The organism is Prescottella defluvii (assembly GCF_000738775.1).
In the GTDB taxonomy this organism is placed as follows: domain Bacteria; phylum Actinomycetota; class Actinomycetes; order Mycobacteriales; family Mycobacteriaceae; genus Prescottella; species Prescottella defluvii.
On record NZ_JPOC01000028.1, the window covers coordinates 148,871 to 170,373 of the forward strand.

The 21,503-nt window shown below is 67.4% G+C and carries 19 protein-coding genes and 2 pseudogenes; 11 read left to right on the forward strand and 10 right to left on the reverse strand.

All coding sequences use genetic code 11. The features are described from left to right. Positions 1–9: 9 nt before the first annotated feature. From IJ15_RS0111465 to IJ15_RS26690, 3 genes are all read left to right on the forward strand, one after another. Positions 10–1,647: an L-lactate permease gene (locus IJ15_RS0111465; protein WP_031938476.1), complete on the forward strand. Its 1,638-nt coding sequence runs from the start codon at positions 10–12 to the stop codon at positions 1,645–1,647. Next, positions 1,644–3,026, forward strand: coding sequence for an FAD-binding oxidoreductase (locus IJ15_RS0111470; protein WP_051918774.1), 1,383 nt, complete (start codon positions 1,644–1,646; stop codon positions 3,024–3,026). Before IJ15_RS0111465 ends, IJ15_RS0111470 begins: the two co-directional genes overlap by 4 nt. Before the next feature lie 73 nt (positions 3,027–3,099). Then, positions 3,100–3,219: a DUF6131 family protein gene (locus IJ15_RS26690; protein WP_231569503.1), complete on the forward strand. Its 120-nt coding sequence runs from the start codon at positions 3,100–3,102 to the stop codon at positions 3,217–3,219. A gap of 94 nt (positions 3,220–3,313) precedes the next feature. Here IJ15_RS26690 and IJ15_RS0111480 read toward each other — a convergent pair whose 3' ends face one another. Continuing rightward, positions 3,314–4,027, reverse strand: a complete 714-nt coding sequence (locus tag IJ15_RS0111480; protein ID WP_197059803.1) for a GntR family transcriptional regulator — start codon at positions 4,025–4,027, stop codon at positions 3,314–3,316. A gap of 222 nt (positions 4,028–4,249) precedes the next feature. On the opposite strand from IJ15_RS0111480, the gene IJ15_RS0111485 reads away from it, so the two are divergent. The 6 genes from IJ15_RS0111485 to IJ15_RS0111515 all read left to right on the forward strand — a co-directional run bounded on the left by IJ15_RS0111485 (position 4,250) and on the right by IJ15_RS0111515 (position 11,813). Continuing rightward, positions 4,250–4,924 (forward strand): phosphonatase-like hydrolase, encoded by a 675-nt coding sequence (locus tag IJ15_RS0111485; RefSeq protein ID WP_031938479.1) that lies wholly within the window; start codon positions 4,250–4,252, stop codon positions 4,922–4,924. Between the two features lie 28 nt (positions 4,925–4,952). After that, complete coding sequence (locus IJ15_RS0111490; RefSeq protein ID WP_031938480.1) at positions 4,953–5,930, forward strand: phosphate/phosphite/phosphonate ABC transporter substrate-binding protein; 978 nt, start codon at positions 4,953–4,955, stop codon at positions 5,928–5,930. Between the two features lie 4 nt (positions 5,931–5,934). Next, the gene (locus IJ15_RS0111495) at positions 5,935–6,750 is read left to right on the forward strand and encodes a phosphonate ABC transporter ATP-binding protein (protein WP_031938481.1); all 816 of its coding nucleotides are present in this window, start codon (positions 5,935–5,937) and stop codon (positions 6,748–6,750) included. Between the two features lie 74 nt (positions 6,751–6,824). Then, positions 6,825–8,348 carry a phosphonate ABC transporter, permease protein PhnE gene (phnE, locus tag IJ15_RS0111500; protein ID WP_081880698.1) on the forward strand — a complete coding sequence of 508 codons (1,524 nt, stop codon included), beginning with the start codon at positions 6,825–6,827 and terminating at the stop codon, positions 8,346–8,348. After that, positions 8,324–9,340, forward strand: a complete 1,017-nt coding sequence (locus IJ15_RS0111505) for a zinc-binding dehydrogenase (RefSeq protein ID WP_031938483.1) — start codon at positions 8,324–8,326, stop codon at positions 9,338–9,340. Before phnE ends, IJ15_RS0111505 begins: the two co-directional genes overlap by 25 nt. 493 nt (positions 9,341–9,833) lie before the next feature. Beyond that, on the forward strand, positions 9,834–11,813 hold the full coding sequence (locus IJ15_RS0111515) for a chitobiase/beta-hexosaminidase C-terminal domain-containing protein (RefSeq protein WP_081880699.1): 1,980 nt from the start codon (positions 9,834–9,836) through the stop codon (positions 11,811–11,813). Between the two features lie 514 nt (positions 11,814–12,327). Here IJ15_RS0111515 and IJ15_RS26695 read toward each other — a convergent pair. Continuing rightward, a pseudogene (locus tag IJ15_RS26695) lies at positions 12,328–12,565 on the reverse strand (hypothetical protein); the annotation flags it as partial. Between the two features lie 186 nt (positions 12,566–12,751). On the opposite strand from IJ15_RS26695, the gene IJ15_RS0111525 reads away from it, so the two are divergent. Both IJ15_RS0111525 and IJ15_RS0111530 read left to right on the forward strand, forming a co-directional pair. Continuing rightward, complete coding sequence (locus IJ15_RS0111525) at positions 12,752–13,534, forward strand: enoyl-CoA hydratase/isomerase family protein (RefSeq protein ID WP_031938485.1); 783 nt, start codon at positions 12,752–12,754, stop codon at positions 13,532–13,534. A gap of 34 nt (positions 13,535–13,568) precedes the next feature. After that, the gene (locus IJ15_RS0111530) at positions 13,569–13,970 is read left to right on the forward strand and encodes an SdpI family protein (protein WP_051918778.1); all 402 of its coding nucleotides are present in this window, start codon (positions 13,569–13,571) and stop codon (positions 13,968–13,970) included. Here IJ15_RS0111530 and IJ15_RS0111535 read toward each other — a convergent pair. The 8 genes and pseudogenes from IJ15_RS0111535 to IJ15_RS0111570 form a co-directional block, all read right to left on the reverse strand. Continuing rightward, on the reverse strand, positions 13,967–14,839 hold the full coding sequence (locus IJ15_RS0111535; protein ID WP_031938487.1) for a spermidine synthase: 873 nt from the start codon (positions 14,837–14,839) through the stop codon (positions 13,967–13,969). The two genes, IJ15_RS0111530 and IJ15_RS0111535, sit on opposite strands and share 4 nt — an antisense overlap. A gap of 80 nt (positions 14,840–14,919) precedes the next feature. Then, positions 14,920–15,866: pseudogene (locus IJ15_RS24875) on the reverse strand (ABC transporter substrate-binding protein). A 24-nt stretch (positions 15,867–15,890) separates the two neighbouring features. After that, positions 15,891–16,598, reverse strand: coding sequence for a class II aldolase/adducin family protein (locus IJ15_RS0111545; protein WP_031938488.1), 708 nt, complete (start codon positions 16,596–16,598; stop codon positions 15,891–15,893). A 10-nt stretch (positions 16,599–16,608) separates the two neighbouring features. Beyond that, the gene (locus IJ15_RS0111550) at positions 16,609–17,766 is read right to left on the reverse strand and encodes an LLM class flavin-dependent oxidoreductase (protein ID WP_031938489.1); all 1,158 of its coding nucleotides are present in this window, start codon (positions 17,764–17,766) and stop codon (positions 16,609–16,611) included. Further along, on the reverse strand, positions 17,763–18,809 hold the full coding sequence (locus IJ15_RS0111555; protein WP_031938490.1) for an LLM class flavin-dependent oxidoreductase: 1,047 nt from the start codon (positions 18,807–18,809) through the stop codon (positions 17,763–17,765). Before IJ15_RS0111555 ends, IJ15_RS0111550 begins: the two co-directional genes overlap by 4 nt. Continuing rightward, positions 18,806–19,843, reverse strand: coding sequence for an ABC transporter substrate-binding protein (locus tag IJ15_RS0111560; protein WP_031938491.1), 1,038 nt, complete (start codon positions 19,841–19,843; stop codon positions 18,806–18,808). The genes IJ15_RS0111555 and IJ15_RS0111560 overlap by 4 nt, the downstream gene beginning before the upstream one ends. Beyond that, positions 19,840–20,652 carry an ABC transporter ATP-binding protein gene (locus IJ15_RS0111565; RefSeq protein WP_031938492.1) on the reverse strand — a complete coding sequence of 271 codons (813 nt, stop codon included), beginning with the start codon at positions 20,650–20,652 and terminating at the stop codon, positions 19,840–19,842. The genes IJ15_RS0111560 and IJ15_RS0111565 overlap by 4 nt, the downstream gene beginning before the upstream one ends. Continuing rightward, a complete protein-coding gene (locus IJ15_RS0111570) occupies positions 20,649–21,503 on the reverse strand; it encodes an ABC transporter permease (protein ID WP_051918796.1) in 855 nt (284 codons plus the stop codon). Before IJ15_RS0111570 ends, IJ15_RS0111565 begins: the two co-directional genes overlap by 4 nt.

Below are 21,503 nucleotides of genomic sequence, written 5' to 3' on the forward strand. Positions count from 1 at the left end.
GGAGCTGCGGTGTATCAACAAGTGCTCGACCCGATCGGTGGGTCGCCGGCCTGGTCGGCCGCGGTGGCGGTGCTGCCACTCCTCGCGATGTTCGTGATGCTCGGAGTCTTCCGATGCAAGTCGCACCACGCTGCACTCGCGGGCCTCGGCGTCGCCGTCGGCGCCGCGGTCGTCGGGTGGGGCATGCCTCTCACCCAGACCGTGAGCGCGACGGCCGAGGGCGCCTTCTACGGAGTGTTCCCGATTCTCTGGATTCTGGTGAACGCCCTCTTCGTCTACCGCCTCACCGTGCGCTCGGGCTGGTTCGAAGAGCTCGGCCGCGTGGTTCGCGCGATCTCCGACGATCTCCGCATACTGTCGATCCTCATTGCATTCTGCTTCGGCGCCCTGCTGGAATCGCTTGCCGGTTTCGGTGCGCCGGTGGCGATTTCGGCGGCAATGCTGATGGCAGCAGGGATGCGACCGCTCGTCGCGGCGTGCACATCCCTCCTTGCCAACACCGCCCCCGTCGCGTTCGGCGCAATGGGGGCGCCCATCCTGGCGCTGGCGGGGGTGACCGGACTGCCGCTCGACGACCTCTCTGCGATGGCCGGACGTCAGACCCCGTTCATCGCGGCGCTGGTGCCGTTGGTGATGGTGTTCATGGTCGACGGCAGGCGAGGCGTGCGGCAGACATGGCCCATAGCTGTGGTCGCCGGAGTCGTGTTCGCGTTGGCTCAGTTCGTGACCGCCAACTATCTGGCGGTGGAGCTCACCGATGTGGTGGCATCCATCGTGACGGTTTTCGCCGTGCTCGGGATGCTGCGCATCTGGCAGCCCGCAGGCCGCGTCGAGGCCGACGAACTCGACGCCGATGGGCCGGCGGCCGGCGGCGTCGCCACGGCGACGACCACTACTCGCGTCCGTGGCCGTCGGGCCGTTCTCGCGATCGCCCCGTACGCCATCATCATCGTGGTGTTCACGATCGCCCAGATCCCGGCAGTGAAGGACATCCTGACCGACTTCGGCACCGCCGTCTTCCGGTGGCCGGGCCTCGATATCGTCGATGCGGCCGGAAACCCCTTGACGGCGATGACGTTCAAGCTCGACGTTCTCAAATCCACAGGAACGTTGCTGCTGCTGTCCGGAGTGTTCACGGCGATGCTCTACAAGATTGGGGTCCGCGACGTTCTCCGCACCTACTGGGAGACACTGGTTCAGTTGCGCTGGACCATCGTCACGGTGACTGCGGTCCTGGCGCTGGCCTTCGTGATGAATCTGTCGGGCCAGACGGCAAGTTTGGGCATGGCGCTGGCCTCGACCGGCGGACTGTTCGCACTTGCCTCACCTCTGATCGGCTGGATCGGGGTCGCAATCACCGGTTCGGACACGTCGTCGAACTCGCTGTTCGGGGTCATGCAAATGACGGCTGCGCAGCACGTCGGGCTCGATCCGGTACTGATGGCGGCGTCCAACTCGTCGGCCGGCGTCCTGGGGAAGATGCTCTCACCGCAGAACCTCTCGGTGGCGGTCGCGGCGGTCGGGTTGGCCGGAAGCGAGGGCGTGATCCTGCGAAAGCTGATCGGCTGGAGCCTGGGCCTGCTCGTCTTCCTCACGATCATCATCTACCTGCAATCGACCCCGGTTCTCGGATGGATGGTGCCATGACATTCGACCACATTGTCGAAACATGCTCGCCAGCTTATGAATTGGCTGGACTGCTGGGAAATGCGGTCGTCACCGACCCGGACGCGATGCTCGCGTACCGCCGCGATCAGTCCCTGCTCACACCGGACGGGCAACCACTGGCGGTGGTGCGGGCCCGCAGCGTCGACGACGTCGTCGCCACCCTCGAGACCGCCCACCGGCACGGCATCCCGGTCGTCACCCGCGGCGCCGGCACCGGGCTGGCCGGCGGCGCGAACGCAATCGACGGCTGCATCGTGCTGAGCCTGGACCGGATGAACACGATCATCGAGATCGACGCCGAAGCACGCACCGCCACAGTCGAACCCGGAGTCATCAACGGTGACCTCGCGGCGGCAGCCGCGCAGCAGGGCCTGTGGTACGTGCCCGATCCGGGCAGCCGGGCCATCTCCTCGATCGGCGGCAACCTCGCCACCAACGCCGGCGGAACGTGCTGCGCCAAGTACGGCGTCACCGCCGACCACGTCGCCCGAATCAAGGCCGTACTGCCCGACGGCCGGGTGATCCACACCGGCGCCAACACCCGCAAGAACGTCGCCGGGCTGAACCTCACACAGCTGCTCGTCGGATCCGAGGGCACCCTCGCGGTGATCGTCGAGGCCACGATGCGGTTGCGGACCCAGCCGTCGGCGGCGTCCACCGTCGTCGCGAGCTTCCCCGACACCGCGCAGGCGATCGACGCCGTCCTCGCCATCCGGCAGGTCGCGGACCCGTGCCTGCTCGAACTGATGGACCGCACCACCATCGCCGCCGTCAACGACATGACACGGATGGGCCTCGACGAGACGGCGGGCGCGCTGCTGCTGATCCAGTGCGACGGCGGCGACTCGGTGACCGAGGCCGCCCGCTGCGCCGCCGCCTGCACCGCCGCCGGCGCCACCGAGGTCTACGACACCGCCGACCCCGCCGAGGGCGAGGAGTTCATGCAGGCCCGACGCGTCGCGCTCACCGCGCTCGAACGCCGCGGCAGCACACTGCTCGACGACCTCGCCGTCCCCGTCCCGCAGCTGCCGGCGATGCTCGCCGCGATCGAGGCGACCGCCGCCCGTCACGACGTACTCATCGGCACCTTCGGGCACGCCGCCGACGGAAACCTGCACCCCACCATCGTGTTCGACGCCGCGGACACCGCCGCGACCGCCCGGGCCCGAGCAGCCTTCGACGACCTCGTCGCCGCCTGCCTGGACCTCGGCGGCTCCATCACCGGCGAGCACGGCGTCGGCATCCTCAAGGAGCCGTACATCGAGTCCATGGTCGGTGCCACCGAACGCGAACTGATGGCGGGCATCAAGTCCGTCTTCGACCCCACCGGCATCCTCAACCCCGGTCGCGGCTTCTGAGAGAGCGGAACAGAAACGGAACAGAGAGGAACGCATCATGGTGACAATCGGAACAGGACTGACTGTCGGAGGGATGTTCGGCCATCTCCATCTCCTTTCCTACGTCGGCACGTCGCTACTCACGATTGGCCTCGCCTTGCTCCTGCTCGGCATCATGGGCCTCGGACTCGGGGGCCGGCGGCACTACTTCTGAGCAAGCGCGGACTTCGTGCCGAGGCGACGCGGTGACTGAGTATCAAGCCGCCGACGGCAGCGACAGCCTCTGCGCCACGAGGCGTTGCGGTCGCCTAGGCACGCATGACTGCAGTGAAGGTCATGCGGTCACCCCGGTAGAGGGATCGCCGATGCTCGATGGGCACTCCGTACGAGTCGTAGGACACGCGGCTGAGAAGGAACATCGGGGTCCGCGTGTCGACAGTGAGCAGTACCGCTTCCCGGGCATCGGGCAGCACCGTCTCGATGCTGTCGACAACGCGATCGAATTGTATTCCGCGGGAGTGCAGTTCGGCGTAGAGGGACTGCCTGTAGTCGAAGGTGTCGACCAAGCCGGGAACCCTCTTGGCGGGTATGAGGGTGGTCTCCAACCCGACCCGAACGTCATTCGTGGTGAAGACGCGCTCGAGTTGTATCACCGCTTCTCCCGGTTCGATCTGCAGTAGATCTGCGAGATCGTCGTCCGCGCCGTCCACGGACCACCCGACCAGGATGCGGGTGGCGGTCATGCCTCTCTCGCGGGCCGCCTCGGTATACGAACCGATATCGAGCGGAAGAACGACCTTGGGCTCAGCGACAACGGTTGTCCGCCCGCGCCGTTCGATGCGGCCGGCAACGAGCAGTTCGCGCATTGCCTGACGAAGTGTTTCCCGCGCAACGTCGTACCTCTCGGCGAGGTCGCGTTCAGAAGGAAAGGAATCGCCGGGCGAGAGGTTGTCGAGCAATGCGTCGAGGTACTTGCGCACGATCTGATGCTTGAGCATGCGAGGTTCCGCATCGACCATCATGAGCCCAGCTTACCATTTCTTGGTCTATACCAAGATGTGGTCGGTCGTTCATCGCCAGTTCACCCGACAACCTCGCCGTGGTCTATACCAAGCCGCCTGCAGGTGTTCATCCTCCATTCACGAGATGTCCGATTCTTGGTCTATACCAGGGGCCAGGGTGGTGATGCGGCGCAGGAAAGCCGCTGTATCGCAATAATTTCCCGTCCCCGAAGGGTGGAAGAAGTGACAGGCACAGCCCTGGCAGTCCTCGACATGGCCGGCACCACCGTGACCGACGACGGCCTGGTCATCCGCGCATTCGACGAGGCCGCGACCGCCGTCGGGCTTCCCGAGGACGGGCCGGAACGGCAGGAAGCGCGCCGTTACGTCCTCGACACGATGGGCCGGTCCAAGATCGAGGTGTTCCTCTCGCTGTTCGGATCACAGGATCGTGCCGAAGATGCCAATGCCGCGTTCGAGAAGGCGTACGAGTCGTACATGGACGGCGGCGTTGCTCCGATTCCCGGTGCAGTCGAGGCCATTTCGCAGATTCGAGCAGCTGGGGTGAAAGTCGCACTCACCACTGGCTTCGGCCGCTCCACTCAGCAGCGCCTGCTCGAGTCACTCGGGTGGGAGGACATCGCGGACCTCGCCCTGTGCCCCGCCGACGCAGGCCGCGGACGCCCGTTCCCCGACATGATCCTCGCCGCACTGATGCGCACCGGCATCGACGATGTCGCGGCGGTCGCCGTTCTCGGTGACACCTCCAGCGACATCCTCTCCGGACGCCGGGCCGGCGCATCGATCGTTGCCGGCACGCTCACCGGCGCCCACGACGCGCAGAGCTTGCGGGCCGCGGGAGCCACCGACATCGTCGGTTCCATCGCCGACTTCCCACAGTTGATCCTCCCTGCCTGATCTCCGACCAGACGAAGGAAGCATCCCCATGAAGCTCCGCACTCGCAGCAAAGCAACCACTTTCGCCGCCGGACTGGCCGGCGTTGCCCTCGCCGTCTCCGCCTGCTCCGGATCCGACTCGACCTCCGCGTCCACGACCGAACAGGGCTTTCCCGAGACCATCACCCTCGCCGCGATCCCGGCGGAGAACTCCAGCGACCTGAAGGCCAGCTACGACCCCGTGATCAAACTGCTCGAGCAGGAGACCGGGTCCGAGATCAAGTTCGTGCAGGCGTCCGACTACGCAGGCGTTGTCGAGGGCATGATCGCGGGCAACGTCGACCTCGCGTTCTTCGGCCCGTTCGCCTACGTCGTCGCCGGAATCAACGGCGCCGATCTGACGCCGCTCGGCGCGGTGGTCAAGGACAAGGGCCTCGAGCCCGGCTACCAGTCCTACGGCCTCGCCAAGTCGGACAACGCCGAGGTGAACGGGCTGAAGGATTTTGCGGGTAAGACGGTCTGCTTCGTCGATCCCGGATCCACCTCCGGCTTCCTGTACCCGAGCGCGGGTCTCATCGAGGAAGGCGTTGCCAAGTCCGGCTCCGAAGCCGACATCTCCGCAGCGATGACCCCGATCTACGCCGGCGGACACGATGCGTCTGCGTTGGCCATTGCCGCCGGTGACTGCGACGCCGGATTCGCGTTCGACACCATGGTCGACAAGACCATGGTGGAGAAGGGCGAGCTGAAGCCGGGCGAACTCAAGACGGTGTGGAAGTCCGAGATGATCGCCGGGTCGCTGTTCGCGGCCAACAACGATCTCGGTGCCGACAACGTCGCGAAGTTGAAGACCGCGTTCGAGGAGAAGCTCAACGCCCCGAGCCTCGAGGCCGCCGGCTTCTGCTCCGGCGACGAGTGTCGCATCACCGATGAGCGTGCCTGGGGCGTCGTCGCCGCGACGGACACCGACTACGACGGCGTTCGCCACGTGTGTGAGGTCACCGGCTCCGAGAAGTGCCAGGGCTGAGCGCATGAGCACACCCGGGCCCCACCATTCCGTCGCCGGTGACGACGTCGTCGCTTCCATTCGCAACGTGACCAAGACGTTCGGGCCGACTGTCGCGCTCGATGACGTATCCCTCGACATCTACCGTAGCGAACTCGTTGTGCTGCTGGGATTGTCGGGCTCGGGCAAGTCGACGCTACTGCGCTGCATGAACGGCCTCGAGCCGGTCACTGCGGGCGAGATCGCCGTCAACGGTGTCCGTGTGGACGGCGCGCCCTCGCGTCGGCTACGAGCACTGCGCAAGGACGTCGGGTTCGTGTTCCAGCACTTCAACCTCGTGGGTCGCCTCAGCTGCCTCGAGAACGTGCTCATCGGCGGGCTCGGCCGGCTGTCCGCCCCACGCTACGGGGCGCTCACCTACCCGAAGGGCATGCGGAATGAGGCGCTGGAACACCTCGACCGGGTGGGACTGGCCGATTTCGCAGAACAGCGTGCCGACACGCTCTCCGGCGGACAGCAGCAGAGGGTCGCCATTGCGCGCACGCTGATGCAGCGGCCGAGCATCGTCCTCGCCGACGAGCCGGTCGCCTCCCTCGACCCGGAGAACGCCGGTGTCGTCATGGACCTGCTGTTCCGGGTGTGCATCGAGGAGAAACTCACCGTCGTGTGCACGCTGCATCAGGTGGACCTGGCGCTCGGCTGGGCGCATCGCCTGGTGGGCCTGCGCGGGGGCATCAAGGTGATGGACCGGCCGGCCGTCGGGATGTCCCGCGACGAAGTCATGGACATCTATCGTCGTGTCGACCCGGAGGCGGCCGAGACGACTGCGAGGTCTCTGTGAGCACCCTCCTCACCGCGCGTCCCGGTGGTCGAGACACCGCCGGGCCGCGTGGGCCCCGCACACCCCGTCGCGCGATGTTGCCTGCGCTGACGCTGGCCGCCCTCATCGCGACCCTGGTGTCGGCGTGGTCGATCGAGTTCGCTCCCGGTCCCCTGCTCGACGGGTTGGACGCCGTCGGCAACTTAATCGAACGGATGCTTCCGCCGCGAGTGTCCGACCCCGGCAGGATCGGTGTGCTCGCCGTCGAGACGCTGCTCATGGCCGTGCTCGGCACAGTGCTCGCTGCGGCGGCGTCGGTCCCGTTGGCATTCCTGGCCGCCCGAAACACCACACCTCACCCCGCGGTGTACGCCGTGGCACGAGGATTCATCACCTTCTGCCGCGCGATGCCGGACCTGCTGTTCGCAGTGCTGTTCGTCCGCGCGCTCGGCATCGGGGTGCTCCCCGGCATTCTGGCCCTCGCGATCCACTCGATCGGCATGCTCGGAAAGTTGTTCGCCGACGCCATCGAACAGGCTGATGACGGGCCGCGGGAAGCGGTCCGCGCCACCGGTGCCGGATACTTCCGCGAGATGGTCAACGGCGTTGTACCGCAAGTCGTCCCATCGTGGATCGGCACCTTCATCTACCGCATCGACATCAACCTTCGGATGTCCGTGGTCCTCGGGTTCGTCGGTGCGGGCGGCATCGGCTTCGCGTTGCAGGACGCGTTGCGCGGCCTGATCTACCCACGTGCACTCGGCATCGTGTGCATCATCCTGGTGATGATCGCGGTGATGGAGGTGATCGCGATCGTCGTGCGGCGGATGCTGCTCACGCCGGGACACTCGAATCCACGCCGGGATCGCATCGGGCGCATCACCTTCTCCGCACTGATCGGCGCCGTCACCGTCGCCGCGCTGTGGGTGCTGGACGTCAACCCATGGTCGCTGATCACCTGGGTCGGGCCGGCACTCGAGGTCTTCGGCCGGATGATCCCGCCGAACTTCGACGCCCTCGGTGGCGACCTGTTCGATGCCGCCGCACAAACTGTCGCGATCGGTGTGGTCTCCACCGCTATCGGAGCCGTGCTGTCGATTCCCGTCGCAGTCCTCGCCGCCCGGAACGTGACGCCGCATCCGACGGTGTTCTGGCTCGCCCGCAGCTGGATTCTCGTCGTACGGGCCGTGCCCGAACTGATCCTCGCGGTGGTGTTCGTCGCGGCCCTCGGTCTCGGACCTATCGCGGGCACCTGCGCCCTCGCCATCGGGTCCGTCGGCTTCCTCGCCAAGCTCGTCTCCGACGCGATAGAGGAGATCGACCCCGGTCCCATCGAGGCGGTACGCGCGGTAGGCGGCGGCTGGTGGAAGACCCTGTTCGCGGCAGTTCTACCGCAGGCGATGCCATCGATGGTCGGGTCGACGCTGTATCTGTTCGACGTCAATATCCGCACGTCCACGGTGCTCGGCATTGTCGGTGCGGGCGGTATCGGGTTCCTGCTCTTCGAATCGATCCGCACACTGAACTTCGACGTTGCCGGCGCGATCGTGGTCGTCATCTTCGTCATCGTCTACGCCATCGAAAGGTTGTCGGGGTGGATACGCTCACAACTCGTCTGAGTCGCACGGCCGTCTGGAACGGCGACGGCATCGAACTGCTGGAGGTGCCACTCCCTCCGCTCCGGGAGGGCGAGATCCTGGTTCGTGTCCACCTCGCGACCATCTGCGGAAGCGATCTGCATACCGTGACGGGTCGGCGGTCAGCCGCCTGCCCCTCCGTACTGGGGCACGAGGCGATCGGCGCCGTCGAAGCAGTCGGTCCGGGCACACCCGCCGCCGAGATCGGAGATCGGATCATCTGGTCTGTCACCGTCGGGTGCGGGCACTGCGCGCGCTGTGTGGCCGGGCGTACCGCCAAGTGCGAGGCCGTGCGCAAGGTCGGGCACGAGAGGTTCGACGGCGCGTGGCCGCTGTCCGGGTCCTACGCCCAGTACATCGTGCTACCCGCAGGAACCGCGGTCGTTCCGGTGCCGAGCACAATGTCGGACTCAGTGGCCGCGCCCGCAGCCTGCGCTACCGCGACGGTGATGGCCACCATCGAAGCCGCAGGTCCGCTACATCGGAAGCGGGTTCTCATCTACGGTGCAGGCATGCTCGGGATAACCGCCGCCGCAGCGTGCGCCAAAGCGGGAGCGCGAGTGCGGATCACCGACCTCGACGATGCACGCGTCGAATTGGCGCACCGATTCGGCGCAACAGCCGACACCGGAGGATCTGTGGACATCGTGCTCGACTACTCCGGTTCCGCCGCGGCGATCGCCGACGGATTGGCCAGACTCGATGTCGGCGGCGTCCTCGTACTCGCCGGCTCCGTCGCACCCGGCCCGGCTCTGGCCGTCAACCCGGAATCTGTGGTCCGCCGACTTGTGACGATCACCGGAGTGCACAACTACGAACCACGTCACCTCGCACGCGCCATCGAGTTCCTCGACGACACGCGCGAGGTGTTCCCGTGGACCGAGGTCGTATCGGCGCCGATCACGCTCGACGACCTCCCCTACGCACTCGGCACACCGCCGACCAACATCCTCAGGGTCTCCGTGGCACCGTAGCGTCAACTGAGCCAAGGGGAATCGTCGCGCGGTCATCGAGAGCCCTTCGCGACGAGGTACTCCGGCTGTCGTCCGTATCCCCGATCACCACGGGCTGGCAATGACCTTGGCATCGAACTCGCACCTACTCGCAGGCCGACACTGTAATTCTCTGATGGTCAGTCGTGTCGAGAATGTTCGTGTAGCGGATCGTCTCGATGGCTGCAATCCTCAGCCAGGGCGACCATGCGAACAGCATCAATACCGTTCCGCACGGGAACAGATTTCGATCTTCGTGCCTCCTGCACAGGGAAATGGCCCGCATAGCGCGGGCCGGCTACCCACTCGCTCCAATGGCAAGTGAACACTGCGCGAATGCTCCGAAATATATTGCTGCACAACATTATTCGTTGACTAGACTGATGCGCGTGGGGCCGAGCGCCACACGTTCCCAGGGCCCGATTCCGAGGCCTGATCGAGATTCCCGAGCGAGATTCCTAAGGAGAATCATTCAATGTCCATCACGCAGATGGCGGCGGCCGCAGTGGCCGTTTCGAGCGCGATTGCGTTGGGCTCGAGCCCAATAGCCCACGCCAGCGAGATCGGCGATCTGGCAGCACCGACCTTCAGCCAAGACGGCGGCCGTTATGTGGGCCCGACGACGGTGAAGCTCAGTGCGGAGAAGGGTGACGAGATTCGCTACACGCTCGACGGGTCAACACCCACTGCGAGCAGCGCTCGCTACACAGGTCCGATCACGATCGACGAATCGTCGAACCTCGCAGCGGTCTCCGTTCGTGGCGACGAGGTGAGCCCGGCAAGCGTCGAGGGATACCTCATCAAGACGAACGAGAAGCCACTGCTCTCCTTCGTTGTCATGTCGGACATCGAGACCACGACCTCGGACGACGCCACCAAGGCCCGTTGGAGCAGCTACTTCGATACGATCACGTCGCTTCAGACACCCGATCTGATCATCTCCAACGGAGATCAGATCGCCGACAACCATTACAACACCGGTCACGATCACGAAGACGTGGTGAATCTTCTGAACCACGGACTCCAGACCCACGACCTCGATTCGCAGGTAATGGTGACCTTCGGTAATCACGATGACCGCTTGAATGTGATGACTCCGTACTATCCGAAGGAGTGGTTCCCTCACACCGGCGGCGGCTACTACGACAAGGTGGTGAACGGCTACCACTTTCTCGGACTCAACACCGAGGCGTACAACGGTGAGCAGCGCGCATGGCTGCAGGAGCGCATGGCTGCAATCACGGCGGAACCAGGTGGACTGAACAAGCCAATTTTCGTCGTCGCCCACCGCCCCGTTTCCGGAACGGTCAACGACGGCGCCCAGGCATCGAATCCGGCCCTTGCACAAGACCTCGCCGGCTACCCGCAGGCCGTCTACATCTCCGGGCACTCGCACCTGAACCTGAACAGCGAGAAGTCGATTCACCAGAAGAACTTCACCGCGCTGAACGACGGATCGATGTCCTACACCCAGATCCCGCGCGATTCGTACCAAATCTACGGCGACAATCTGCTCGACACATTCCCGTTGTCGAATCAGCAGGGGCTCTTCGTCGAGGTATACGCCGATCGGACGGAGGTCGACCGGATCGCATACAGCGGTCAGGCCGACCGGGTGTATCGCAACGGAGAGTGGGAACCGTTCCCGGACGAGGTTCCTGCCGACGGTGCAGGCACTCTGGCCGGCCCGACGTGGAATATTCGCCTGGACGGGTCTACCGCCGAGGAGGTCAAGGCGAACTTCGCGTACACGGATGCGCGACGTATCGACGACACTCCCCCGGTCATGGGTGCAGACCCGACCATCGACACCACCGGCGCCAAGACCGTGCTACGCGTCCCTGCGGCTACCAGCGACGACATGGTCTACGGCTACGAAGTAGCGGTACTGGAGGCCGACACCGGCCGTCCGGGTCTTCCGCTCCGGGCGGGAACAGTGATCTCGAGCGACTTCTTCGTTTCTCCACGCCCCGCGGTGCTCGAAATTCCGTTGTCGGTCAGACTCGGCATCCCGCTGGACTCGGCAACCGCCGAGCTGACACCCGGAACGGACTACGTCGCGACCGTGACGGCCGTCGATGTGTGGGGTGCGCGTTCACAGCCGAAGCAGATCGAGTTCACCACACCGGTTCCGGCGGCACCGGCGTTCACCGACGCCGGACCCGTCACACTCGATGCCGTTACCGGAACGCAATTGACCCGCGAATTCACGGTCACCGGAAGCCCCACCCCTGAAATCACGGTGACCGATCCCGCGAAGCTGCCCACCGGCATGGCCTTCGCCGACGGCGTGCTGTCCGGAACACCCACCGTTGCAGGTACTTACACCTTCGACCTCGAAGCGGCCAACGGTGTCGATCCTGATTCGACACTCACCGTCACGGTCAATGTCACCGCCGCCCCAGTGATTGACCCACCCACGACCGGATCTCTCGGATCGCTCTTCGGCAGCTGACACTTCTGCCCGCACCGACACACCGCCGGTGTTGCCTCCCTCCCATTGAGACGGGACGGAGGCAACACCGGTTTCATGGATTCGTCTCACCGATCGATGTCTCGTAATCGGACTCGGGTGCGGCGACGATCTCGGCGGAGAGGTATGACCGCAGCCCGATGGACAACGGCAACGCAGGGTGTCGGAGCGATTCGCGAAGTCACCCTCGGTGGCATCCTCAGCCTGGAGGATCACTTCTACCGCTGGGACAAGAACGAGCGGATGACGTTCTCCGCCGCGGCGGTCACCCTTTCCAGAGTGCGGGCCTTCGCGGAGGACTATGCGGTCACCCCCCACTCCATCGGGACCACGACTCGAGTGGACTGTTGCGATGGAGTTCACACGGCACAACTCGATCCTCGAGAGGGTGGTGCGCCCTGTTTGGCGATTCGCGATCGGTTGGCTGTCGCCGCACCGATCGACACCGAATCGCCCTGGCAGGTTCGGAGACCTACGAGTTTGAGAACTCAGCGACCGGCGAGCGATCGTCGAGAACTGGGTTCAGACCTTGGAACGACACAGAACGACACCTGTGCGACTTCGGCACTGTCACTCTCGGTGATCATCCGAGCGGCACGGTCGGCAATGCGGAGACGTTCGAGGTCCACCGGGGATGCGATCGACCGTGAGCCTTCGGCCCACTGCCACACAGACCGGGTTTCCTTGACTCCACCCAGGTAGGCGCCGAGCAGGTCGCGCAAGGCACTGACCAGCTACGCCGGCAGCAAACTCGATCGCGACAACACCGCATCGCCTGCGCATCGTCGACGCCAGCTTCGACAGTTGACATCCGAACCCATCAAATAGATCAACAGCGAGGTCCGACCGTGGCAACGCCCGCGTCCCGGTGACCCGCGATATGTGCCCGTACGCCTGCAATACGTTCTAGGGTTCTCGCCATGATCCTCATCGACGACCACGCCCGGGTACGGACGCTGACTCTCGATCGCCCCGACGCACTCAACGCGTTCAGCGAGGCGCTCTACGACGCCACCACCGAAGCCCTGCTGGACGCGGCCGACGACCCGCACGTCGCCGTGGCCCTGCTCACCGGCAACGGACGCGCCTTCAGTGCGGGCACCGATCTGCGCGAGATGCAGGCACTCACAACCGATCCGACCTATCAGCGGGGCAAGCACGGCTTCAACGGCCTGATCGATGCGCTCGCGAACTTTCCCAAGCCGTTGATCTGCGCGGTGAACGGGATCGGACTGGGCGCCGGTGCCACCATCCTCGGGTTCGCTGATCTAACGTTCATGTCCAGCGAGGCGCGACTCAAGTGCCCCTTCACCGACCTCGGGGTCGCGCCGGAGGCCGCATCGAGTTACCTCATGCCGAAGCTCGTCGGTCGTCAGAATGCGGCCTGGATGCTGATGAGTTCGGAGTGGATCGACGCGGAGCAGGCCGCCGCGATGGGCCTGGTGTGGCGGGTGTGCGCGCCGGACGAACTGATGGACGTTGCCCGAGCTCACGCCGAAACCCTGGCAGCCAAGCCGATCTCGAGTCTCGTCGCCGTCAAACGGACGATGACCGAGCCGCTGCGCGCCGAGATCGCCGCCGCGCGCGAACGGGAGAACGCGTGCTTCCGCGACTTGCTCGGCGGGCCCGCGAACCGGGAAGCGCTGGCCGCGTTCGCGGAGGGCCGCCCGGCCGACTTCAGCAGATTGCCGACCGGAGGATGAGTGCCGTTCGCGTTCATGATCTAGCGTGAGCCCCATGGATTCGATCGGGTTGCGCGTCCTGCTGTGGCTGACCTTCACCATCGCGGGCGCCGCAGTCGTGTGGGCGTCACGGGCCGCGGCGAGCGGCCGCCTGAAGCGAAACCCGTACGCCGGCATCCGGACACCGTCGACGATGGTGAGCGACGAGGCCTGGACCACTGCCCACCGCGCCGGTAGCCGAACAATGCAGATCGGCGGCTACTGCTCGATCCTCACCGGGTTCAGCGCTCTCGCCCCGCTGTCGGAAACCTGGCTGACGGTGCTCGGCAGCGTCGGGGCCGCCTGTCTGCTGGGATTCACCCTCGTCGGCGCCTGGATCGGTGTCCGCGCCGCCCGATCAGTCCCGCTGGACCCCGAACCCGATACCGACCCCGAATCCGAATCCGAACCGGCCTAGTCGACGGCCGCCATGCCCTCGTCGCGCAGCACCCTCGCCGATTCGGCGAACCGCCGAACCTGCGTGTCCTGCCACACGTGGGCCGGGGTGCCGCCGCCGAGGACCCGACTGGCGAGCGTCGGGGAGGTCCCGATCGGGACGTCGCTTCCGGCGATGACGACGTTGCCGTCACGCTTGCCCTTGATCATCGCCGGGTCGGCGATGATCGCGGTGTGTTCGAACACCGCGCCGATGGTTGCGGCCTCGGCGCGGGCTCCCCGCAGGTCGGGGGTGTCGCCGCAGTTGACGACGTAGACCCCGCCGGGTGACAGCACGCGGCGTGCCTGCCGGGTGAATTCGAGAGTCGTGAGCGGCCGCGGCGTGCTGCGTCCGGCGAACACGTCGCGGATGATCAGGTCCCGACTGTCGTCGGTGAGCGACTCGGTGACCGCACGAGCCTCCCCCACCCGGACCCGCAGCATCGGCGCCCGCGGCAGGTCGAACCACTCGCGAACCAGCACGGCGAGGCGGCCGTCCAACTCGACGACCACCTGCCGTGCCTCCGGATAGACCGATGTGAAGCTGCGCGCCAGCGTGCAGGCGCCGCCGCCCAGGTGGAGGACTCGAAGCTTGGTCTGCGAATCCCATTGGGAACGAGACAGTTCGGATATCCATCGCATGTAGTCGAAGGCGAGGGTCTGCGGGTCCGCGAGGTCGATGTGCGAACTCGGCTCCCCGTTGATCTTCACGATCCAACTCTGCGGATCGAACGGATCCTCCTCGAGTTCGCACGTCCCGGTGTCGATCTCGTAGGTACCGGCGAGGGGTCCGCCCTCGTCACCACGAGGAGCGCGCCCCTCGGTCTTGCGGCCGCCCCGCTGCCTGCCCATCGACGCCATCCCTGCTGCTCACGTGTGCCGCCACGAACGCGAACACTCGACAACCAGGGTAGCCGGTGGCGGCCGACCGATCACACCGCAGCGCCGGACCTGCTCGCGTCGACCACCTCGCCGACCCACGGCAGGACCGCGTCCCTGACAGTGACAGCCTTCGGCAGCAGACCGTTGGCATACAGCAGGTCGGCAGCGCGCTGCTGCTCGTCGAGGAACTCGTCGGTGACAGGTCCGATACCGAAGGGCGTCCTCGCAACGCCTCCTCCCAGCGGTCCAGATCTGCGGTACCCCCGCGTCTTTCGGCGTCCTCGACGAAGAAGCGGGCCGCCTCGCGAGGATTCGCGACGATCCACGCGTCCGACTCCTGCAGGGCCGCGACGATCGCCTCGAGCTCCTGCCGGTGGTTCTCGGCGAACTCGCGGCGCACGAACCACAGCGACGGGTGGCTGAACAGGCCGTCGGTGTCGACGAGGGTGCGGATCTTCGCCTGCGCCTCCACCTCGGCCAGGCCCGGGTAGGCGCCGACCCAGGCGTCGATGTCCCCGGCGAGCAGCGCGGCCCCGCCGCGGTCGACGTCGACGTCCACCGGGACGATGTCCGACCAGGTCAGTCCCTCGCGGTCCAGCGCGAGCAGCACGAGCGTGGTCTGCCACGAGCCGTGCGCGACTCCGACCCGCTTGCCGCGCAGATCCGCGGCGGACCGGATTCCCGATTCCGACAGCGCGACCAGCCGGCCGTTCTCGACCCGCGGTCCGGAGATACCGATGTACACCAGGTCGCGGCCCTGACCGAGCGCGGTGATGGGCGGGGTGAAGCCGGTGCCGATCACGTCGTAGCCGCCGGCCTCGAAGAGCCAGTCCGAGTGCAGCGTCGGCAGACCGTGGCGGGGATCCACTCGCGGCGTCGCCGGCAGGTCGCGCAGGTCGACCCACTCGACGTCGGGCAGGCGGAGTTCGAGCAGCCCGTTGTGGCGCAGCGCGAACAGGGAGTTGTTGTTCGGGAAGTACCCGACTCGAATCGTCATGAGAGCGCTCCTGACTGTCCGGGCTCAGACGAGTCCGCGTCGGCGGGCCTCGTCGAGCAGTCCGCTGCGACCCCACTGGGCGACGAGGTTGGTGGCGTCGAAATCGACGGTGCCGCCGACGAGTTCGCCGAGCGCCTGGTACTGCGCGCCCTCCTCGAGCAGCACCACGAACTTGGCGAGTTCGAGCAGTCCGGCGCGGCCGATGACGTTGACGCCGCCGTTGGCCTCGAAGATCGCAACGAGGTCCGGGTCGTCGACGAGACGGTCGAGGATGAAGTCGCCGGGCGACTGGCTGCGGTCGATGTGCGGCGGGATGTCGCGCGAGAGCGTCAGACGCTGCGAGGCCGCGTACTTGATCCGCAGCGTGCGGTGGGTCTGGGCCCACCCGCCGAGCCACGGGGTGTGCACGTGCACGATCGACGTGATCTCCGGGTGCTCGCGGAACACCTTGGCGTACCCGGTGACGAAGCCGGCCGGGCCGTCGCCGGAGAGGACGTCGCCGTCGAACGTCGCGAGGATCGGCTTCGCGCTGCGGTCCTCGGCCCACGGTCCGGGCTCGTTGAGGGCGACCGCGAGTTCCTCGCCGGGCACCCGTTCGACGAAGTTGACGGTGCCGTTGGCGGAGACGGTGCCGGTCTCGCGGAACACCCGGAAGGCGGTGTCGGCGGCGCGGCGCGCGTCGTCGACGAACGCCTCGATCTCGGGGGTGATGCGAATCTCGGTGCTGGTCATGGGAATGCTCCTATCGGACGGTAACACTGCGGACCGGGGTGGGCGTGGTGCGGCGCAACAGCGGCAGCACCTCCTCGCCCACGCGGTAGGCCTCTTCGAGGTGGGGGTTGCCGGCGAGGATGAATGCGTCCACGCCGAGGTCGATCAACTGGTCGAGCCGCTCGGCGACCTGCTCGTAGCTGCCGACGAGGCCGAACGCCGGCCCGCCGCGGATGAGACTGAAGCCGCACCACACGTTGGGCTGGACCTCGAGATCGCGGTAGCCGGTGATGTTCTCCGGCACCCAGCCCGCGATCCGGGCTGCGCCCACCGAGTCGCCCTGCGCGGCGCGGTTGGCGGCGTCGCGGTCGACGAACGCCCAGCCCTTCTCGATCTCGGCCCACGCCGCCTCCTCGGTGTGCCGGGCGACGATGTCGATGCGAACCGCGAATTTCGGGGTGCGGCCCAGCTTCGCGGATTGCTCGCGGACACCGTCGAACTTGGCCCGCAGGTCCGCGAACGGCTCGAGCCACGACAGGTAGTAGTCGGCGTGCGCTCCCGCGGCGGCGACCGCCGCGCCGGACGACCCGGAGAAGAACACCTCGGGGAACGGCTGGCCGGCCAGCAGCGGCGGCAGCGCGGCGCCGTCGGTGCGGAAGAAGCGGCCGTCGTAGTCGAACGGCGCCCCGTCCCACACCCCGCGCAGCACGTCGAGGAACTCGGTGGTGCGGGCGTAGCGGTCGTCGTGCGCGACCTTGTCGCCCCACCACAGCTGCGGCGCTCCCCCGCCGCCGCTGATGATGTTGTAGACGAGTCGGCCGCCGGTGGCGCGCTGCAAGCTCGCCGACATCCGCGCCGCCTGCACGGGATGGAGGAACCCGGGCTGGAACGCCACCATGAACCGGTAGGTGTCGCTCGCACGGGCCAGCGCCGACGCCGCCGCCCACGGGTCCTCGGTGATCGGGAACGACGGCAGCAGCCCGCCGACGAATCCGGCCGACTCGGACGCCTTCACCACCGCGGCCATGTGGTCGATGTAGCTGTAGCCGTCGAGTTCGCCGCCGCGGATCGCCGGTGCGATGTTGCCGGGACCGTGCCCGCCCGCGTGTCCGCGGTTGTAGCGGCGCGGGGTGCGCAGCGACGCGTGGTCGCCCTCCATGCCGACGCGCCAGTAGAAGTCGGTGCTCATGCGGGGATCTCCTGTTCAGCGAGCGTGCGTCCGGCGGGGTCGACGAGGTGCAGCAGGTGCTCGCCGGCGCGGTGCAGTTCCTCGAGATGCGGGTGCCCGGTGAGGACGAACACCTCGACGCCCTGCTCCCGGTAGCGCGACAGTGCCTGCGCCACCTGCTGGTAACTGCCGACGAGACCGATCTGCTGCCGATAGCCGATCCGGTCGAAGCCGGTCCACCGCGCGCCGTCCAGTGCCAGAGCCCGCACGTCCGCCGCGGTGGCCTCGGGATGCACCTCGCGCCACTGACGCAGCACGCGCGCCCACGCCTCGTCGGCGTCCTCGCGGGCGACGATGGGAAGTTCGAGGCCGATCCGGATCTCGCGATCGAATCCTGCAGCGGTGCTATGGAGTTCGGAGGCCACGGTGGCGATGCCGTGCGGCTGCTCGTCCAACAGATGCACGTCTCCGTGCTCGCCCGATAGCGCGATCGCTTCGGGCGACGTCCCGGACAGATACACCGTGGGAGCCGGCAACCCCGAGAGGATGCCGCGGAACCCGCCGTCGATCACGTCGTAGAACTCGCCCCCGAACTCGAAGCCCGTGCCACCGAAACGCCCCGGCAGCACCTGCTCCTCGTTCCACACACCGCGTGCGACGGCAAGGAATTCGCGGGCCCGGCGGTAGCGGTCGGGACCGGCGACCCGATCACCGCGTGCACGCGCATCGTCGTCGTCGACGTCCACCCGCACTCGCCAATCGAGCCGTCCGGCGGACAGCCGCTGCAGCGTCGCCGACAGCTTGGCCGCGTAGACCGGGGTGCCGAACGCCGGATGGAATTCGACGGTGACGCGGGCGTGCCGGGTCTGGCGCAGTGCGGACCCGGCGACCACCCACGAGTCGTCGCCCTCGGGGTCGTACGGGACGACGATGCCGTCGAACCCGGACAGCTCGGCGGCGAGGATCGCCTGGTCGAGGAAGTCGAAGCCGCCCCGGCGTTCGGAGACGGCGCCGACGTGCCGGCCGTCGCCGCGTACCGGCAACTCCCACAGGAATTCGGTCACGATGCCACCTTCCGATCGGATGCGAGCAGCTCGCGGGCCTGACGCAGCGGCTCGGGTGCCACCCACGATGCGAGGTCGAAGTCGGCGGCCAGGAAGCCGTGTGTGTAGAGGAACTGTTTCTGGACGTCGAGCAGCTCGAGCCGGTCGGCGTCGAGCGTCGGGTGCAGCCCGCGGTGGAACATGTCGCCGTACGCGGCCGCGACTCCCGCAGCGCCCGAGTACGTCTCGCGGGCCAGGACGTCGCGGACCTCGTCGAGGTTGTCGGCCGCCCAGTCGGCCGCCCGCAGTGTCTGTGCGAGGAACGCGGTGACCAGGTCAGGCCGGGACTCGAGCAGGTCGGCGTGCACCGTGATCGGTCGCGGGGTGCCGTTGTTGACGCGCAGCCGCTTCGACGCGGTGGCGTCGAGGTCGACGGCGACCTGCAGGCCGTGTTCGCGAGCCACCTCCTGCGCCCGGGCACCCTTGACGTAGATCGCGTCGACGTCGCCGCGCAGCAGTGTCTCGACGCCCCACGTGGTGGTGCGGGACCGGGAGGCCGTGCGCACCTGCGGATTCGGGTCGGCCGGGACCTCGACGGCCACGACGTCGGCGAACGTGAGACCGCCGAGGCGCAACGCCGACGCGAAGCCGTGCAACGCCATCGCCCGCGGGAAGCTGCGGGCCCGGTCGTCGGCCCACGCGGGAATGCCGATGCGCAGTCCGGCGAGTTCGGCCGGCGAGCCCAGCGAGGCGGCCGGTCCGACGAGGATCGCCTGCGACTCGTCGATCCAGGTCAGCCCGACCAGTCGGGTCGGGGCTCCCTCGGCCCGCGCCGCGAGTGCGGGCACGTTGCCGCCCTCCCGGATCAGGCTCGGCAGCCCGTGATCGAAGTGCCGTCCGGCGAGGTCCGCGTCGGCGTCCTGCAGGATGCCGAAGCGCAGTCCGGCGTCGTCGGCGGTCTCGGACAGCCAGCCCAGCGAGTTCGCGAGTCCACTCGCGGTCGGGACGGGGCACCGTGTGTACCAGAGGGTGTCGAGGGGTGATGTGATGGTCACGGAGTGCTCCCTTCGGGGTGGTGGGTGACGTCTCTGCCGACGCCGAGTTCGGCGAGGAACGCCGCGCGGTAGCGCAGCGCCTCGGGATCGTTGCGGTCTCGGGGACGCGCGAGGTCGATGTCGACATCGACCGCGAACGCCCCCTCGTTGAGGATCAGCACGCGGTCGGCGAGGCGGACGGCCTCGTCGACGTCGTGGGTGACGAGCAGGACCGCGGGCCGGTGCCGGGCGACCAGATCACCGACCAGGTCCTGCATCTGCAGTCGGGTGAGGGCGTCCAGCGCGGCGAACGGCTCGTCGAGCAGGAGCAACTCGGGCTCGCGGACCAGTGCCCGAGCCAGGGCGACACGCTGCGCCTCACCGCCGGACAGCGTCGTCGGCCAGTCCCGCTGCTTGCCGGCCAGACCGACCTCGTCCAGCGCCTTGGTCCCGGCAGCGCGGACGGCCGCGTTGCGACGCTGGCCGACGACGACGTTGCCGAGGACCCGCTTGGACGGAATCAGCCGCGGCTCCTGGTAGACGACAGTCCGCTGGTGCGGGACGAGGATCTCGCCGCCGTCCGGTCGTTCGAGTCCGGTGAGCAGGCGCAGCAGTGTGGTCTTGCCGGTGCCGCTGGGCCCGAGCAGCACCACGAACTCGCCGCGGTGGATCTCGAGGTCGACGCCGCCGAGGATCGTCTTGTCGCCGAAGCTCTTCCGGACTCCCCGCAGCCGCACCGCGACCGGTTCCCCGGCACGTCGGGCCGCCGCGGTCGTCGCCGTCCGCTCCCGCTCCGCGAGTGGCGGCAGCGGCGCCGGTGTCGGGGTCATCGGACCACCGCCAGCCGACGCCAGGGCATCGCGAACCGCTCGATGACCCGCACGATCGCGTCGAACACGAGACCGAGCGCCGCATACAGCACCACGCACAGCACCATGTAATCGGTGCGGTTGTACTCCTGCGCCAGCGTGACCAGGTAGCCGATGCCCTCGCGGGTGCCGACCTGCTCCGCGGCAATGAGTCCGGTGATACTGAGCGACAGGCAGATCCGCAGTCCCATCAGCACACCGGGCAGCGCGGCCGGCAGGATCGCCTCCGCCACCAACCGCCAGCCGGTGAGCCCGAACCCGCGCGCCGCCTCGACCATCTTCCGGTCCACGTTCCGGACACCGAGGTACGTGTACGCGTACATCGGCGCGACCGTCGCGACCGCGATGAGCACGACCTTGAACGTCTCGTCGATCCCGAACCACGCGATGAACAGCGGCACCAGCGCCAGGAACGGCACGGCCCGGTTGATCTGCATCGTCGAGTCGATGAGCTCCTCACCGAGCGTCGACAGCCCCGACAGCACCCCGAGCACCAGCCCGATGACGGTGCCGAAGAAGACACCGATCGCGGCCCGCTGCAGCGAGGCCAGGGAGAAGTCGACCAGCTGACCGGTCGAGTACAGCTCGGCGAACGCGTCCCACACCTTGGTCGGCGAGGCGAGCACGGCCTCGGAGATCAGCCCGGTGGCCGAGCCGATCCACCACCCCGCGATGAGCGCTGCGGGGACGAGCAGGCGCAGTGGCAACGACAGCCACGCGGGACGGTTGCGCTGCCGGCGGTAGGCCGGTGTCTCGAGGGCCAGACGCTCCACCGCGCCGGCCCGCGCGGTGTCCTTCAGCGTCGCGGTCAC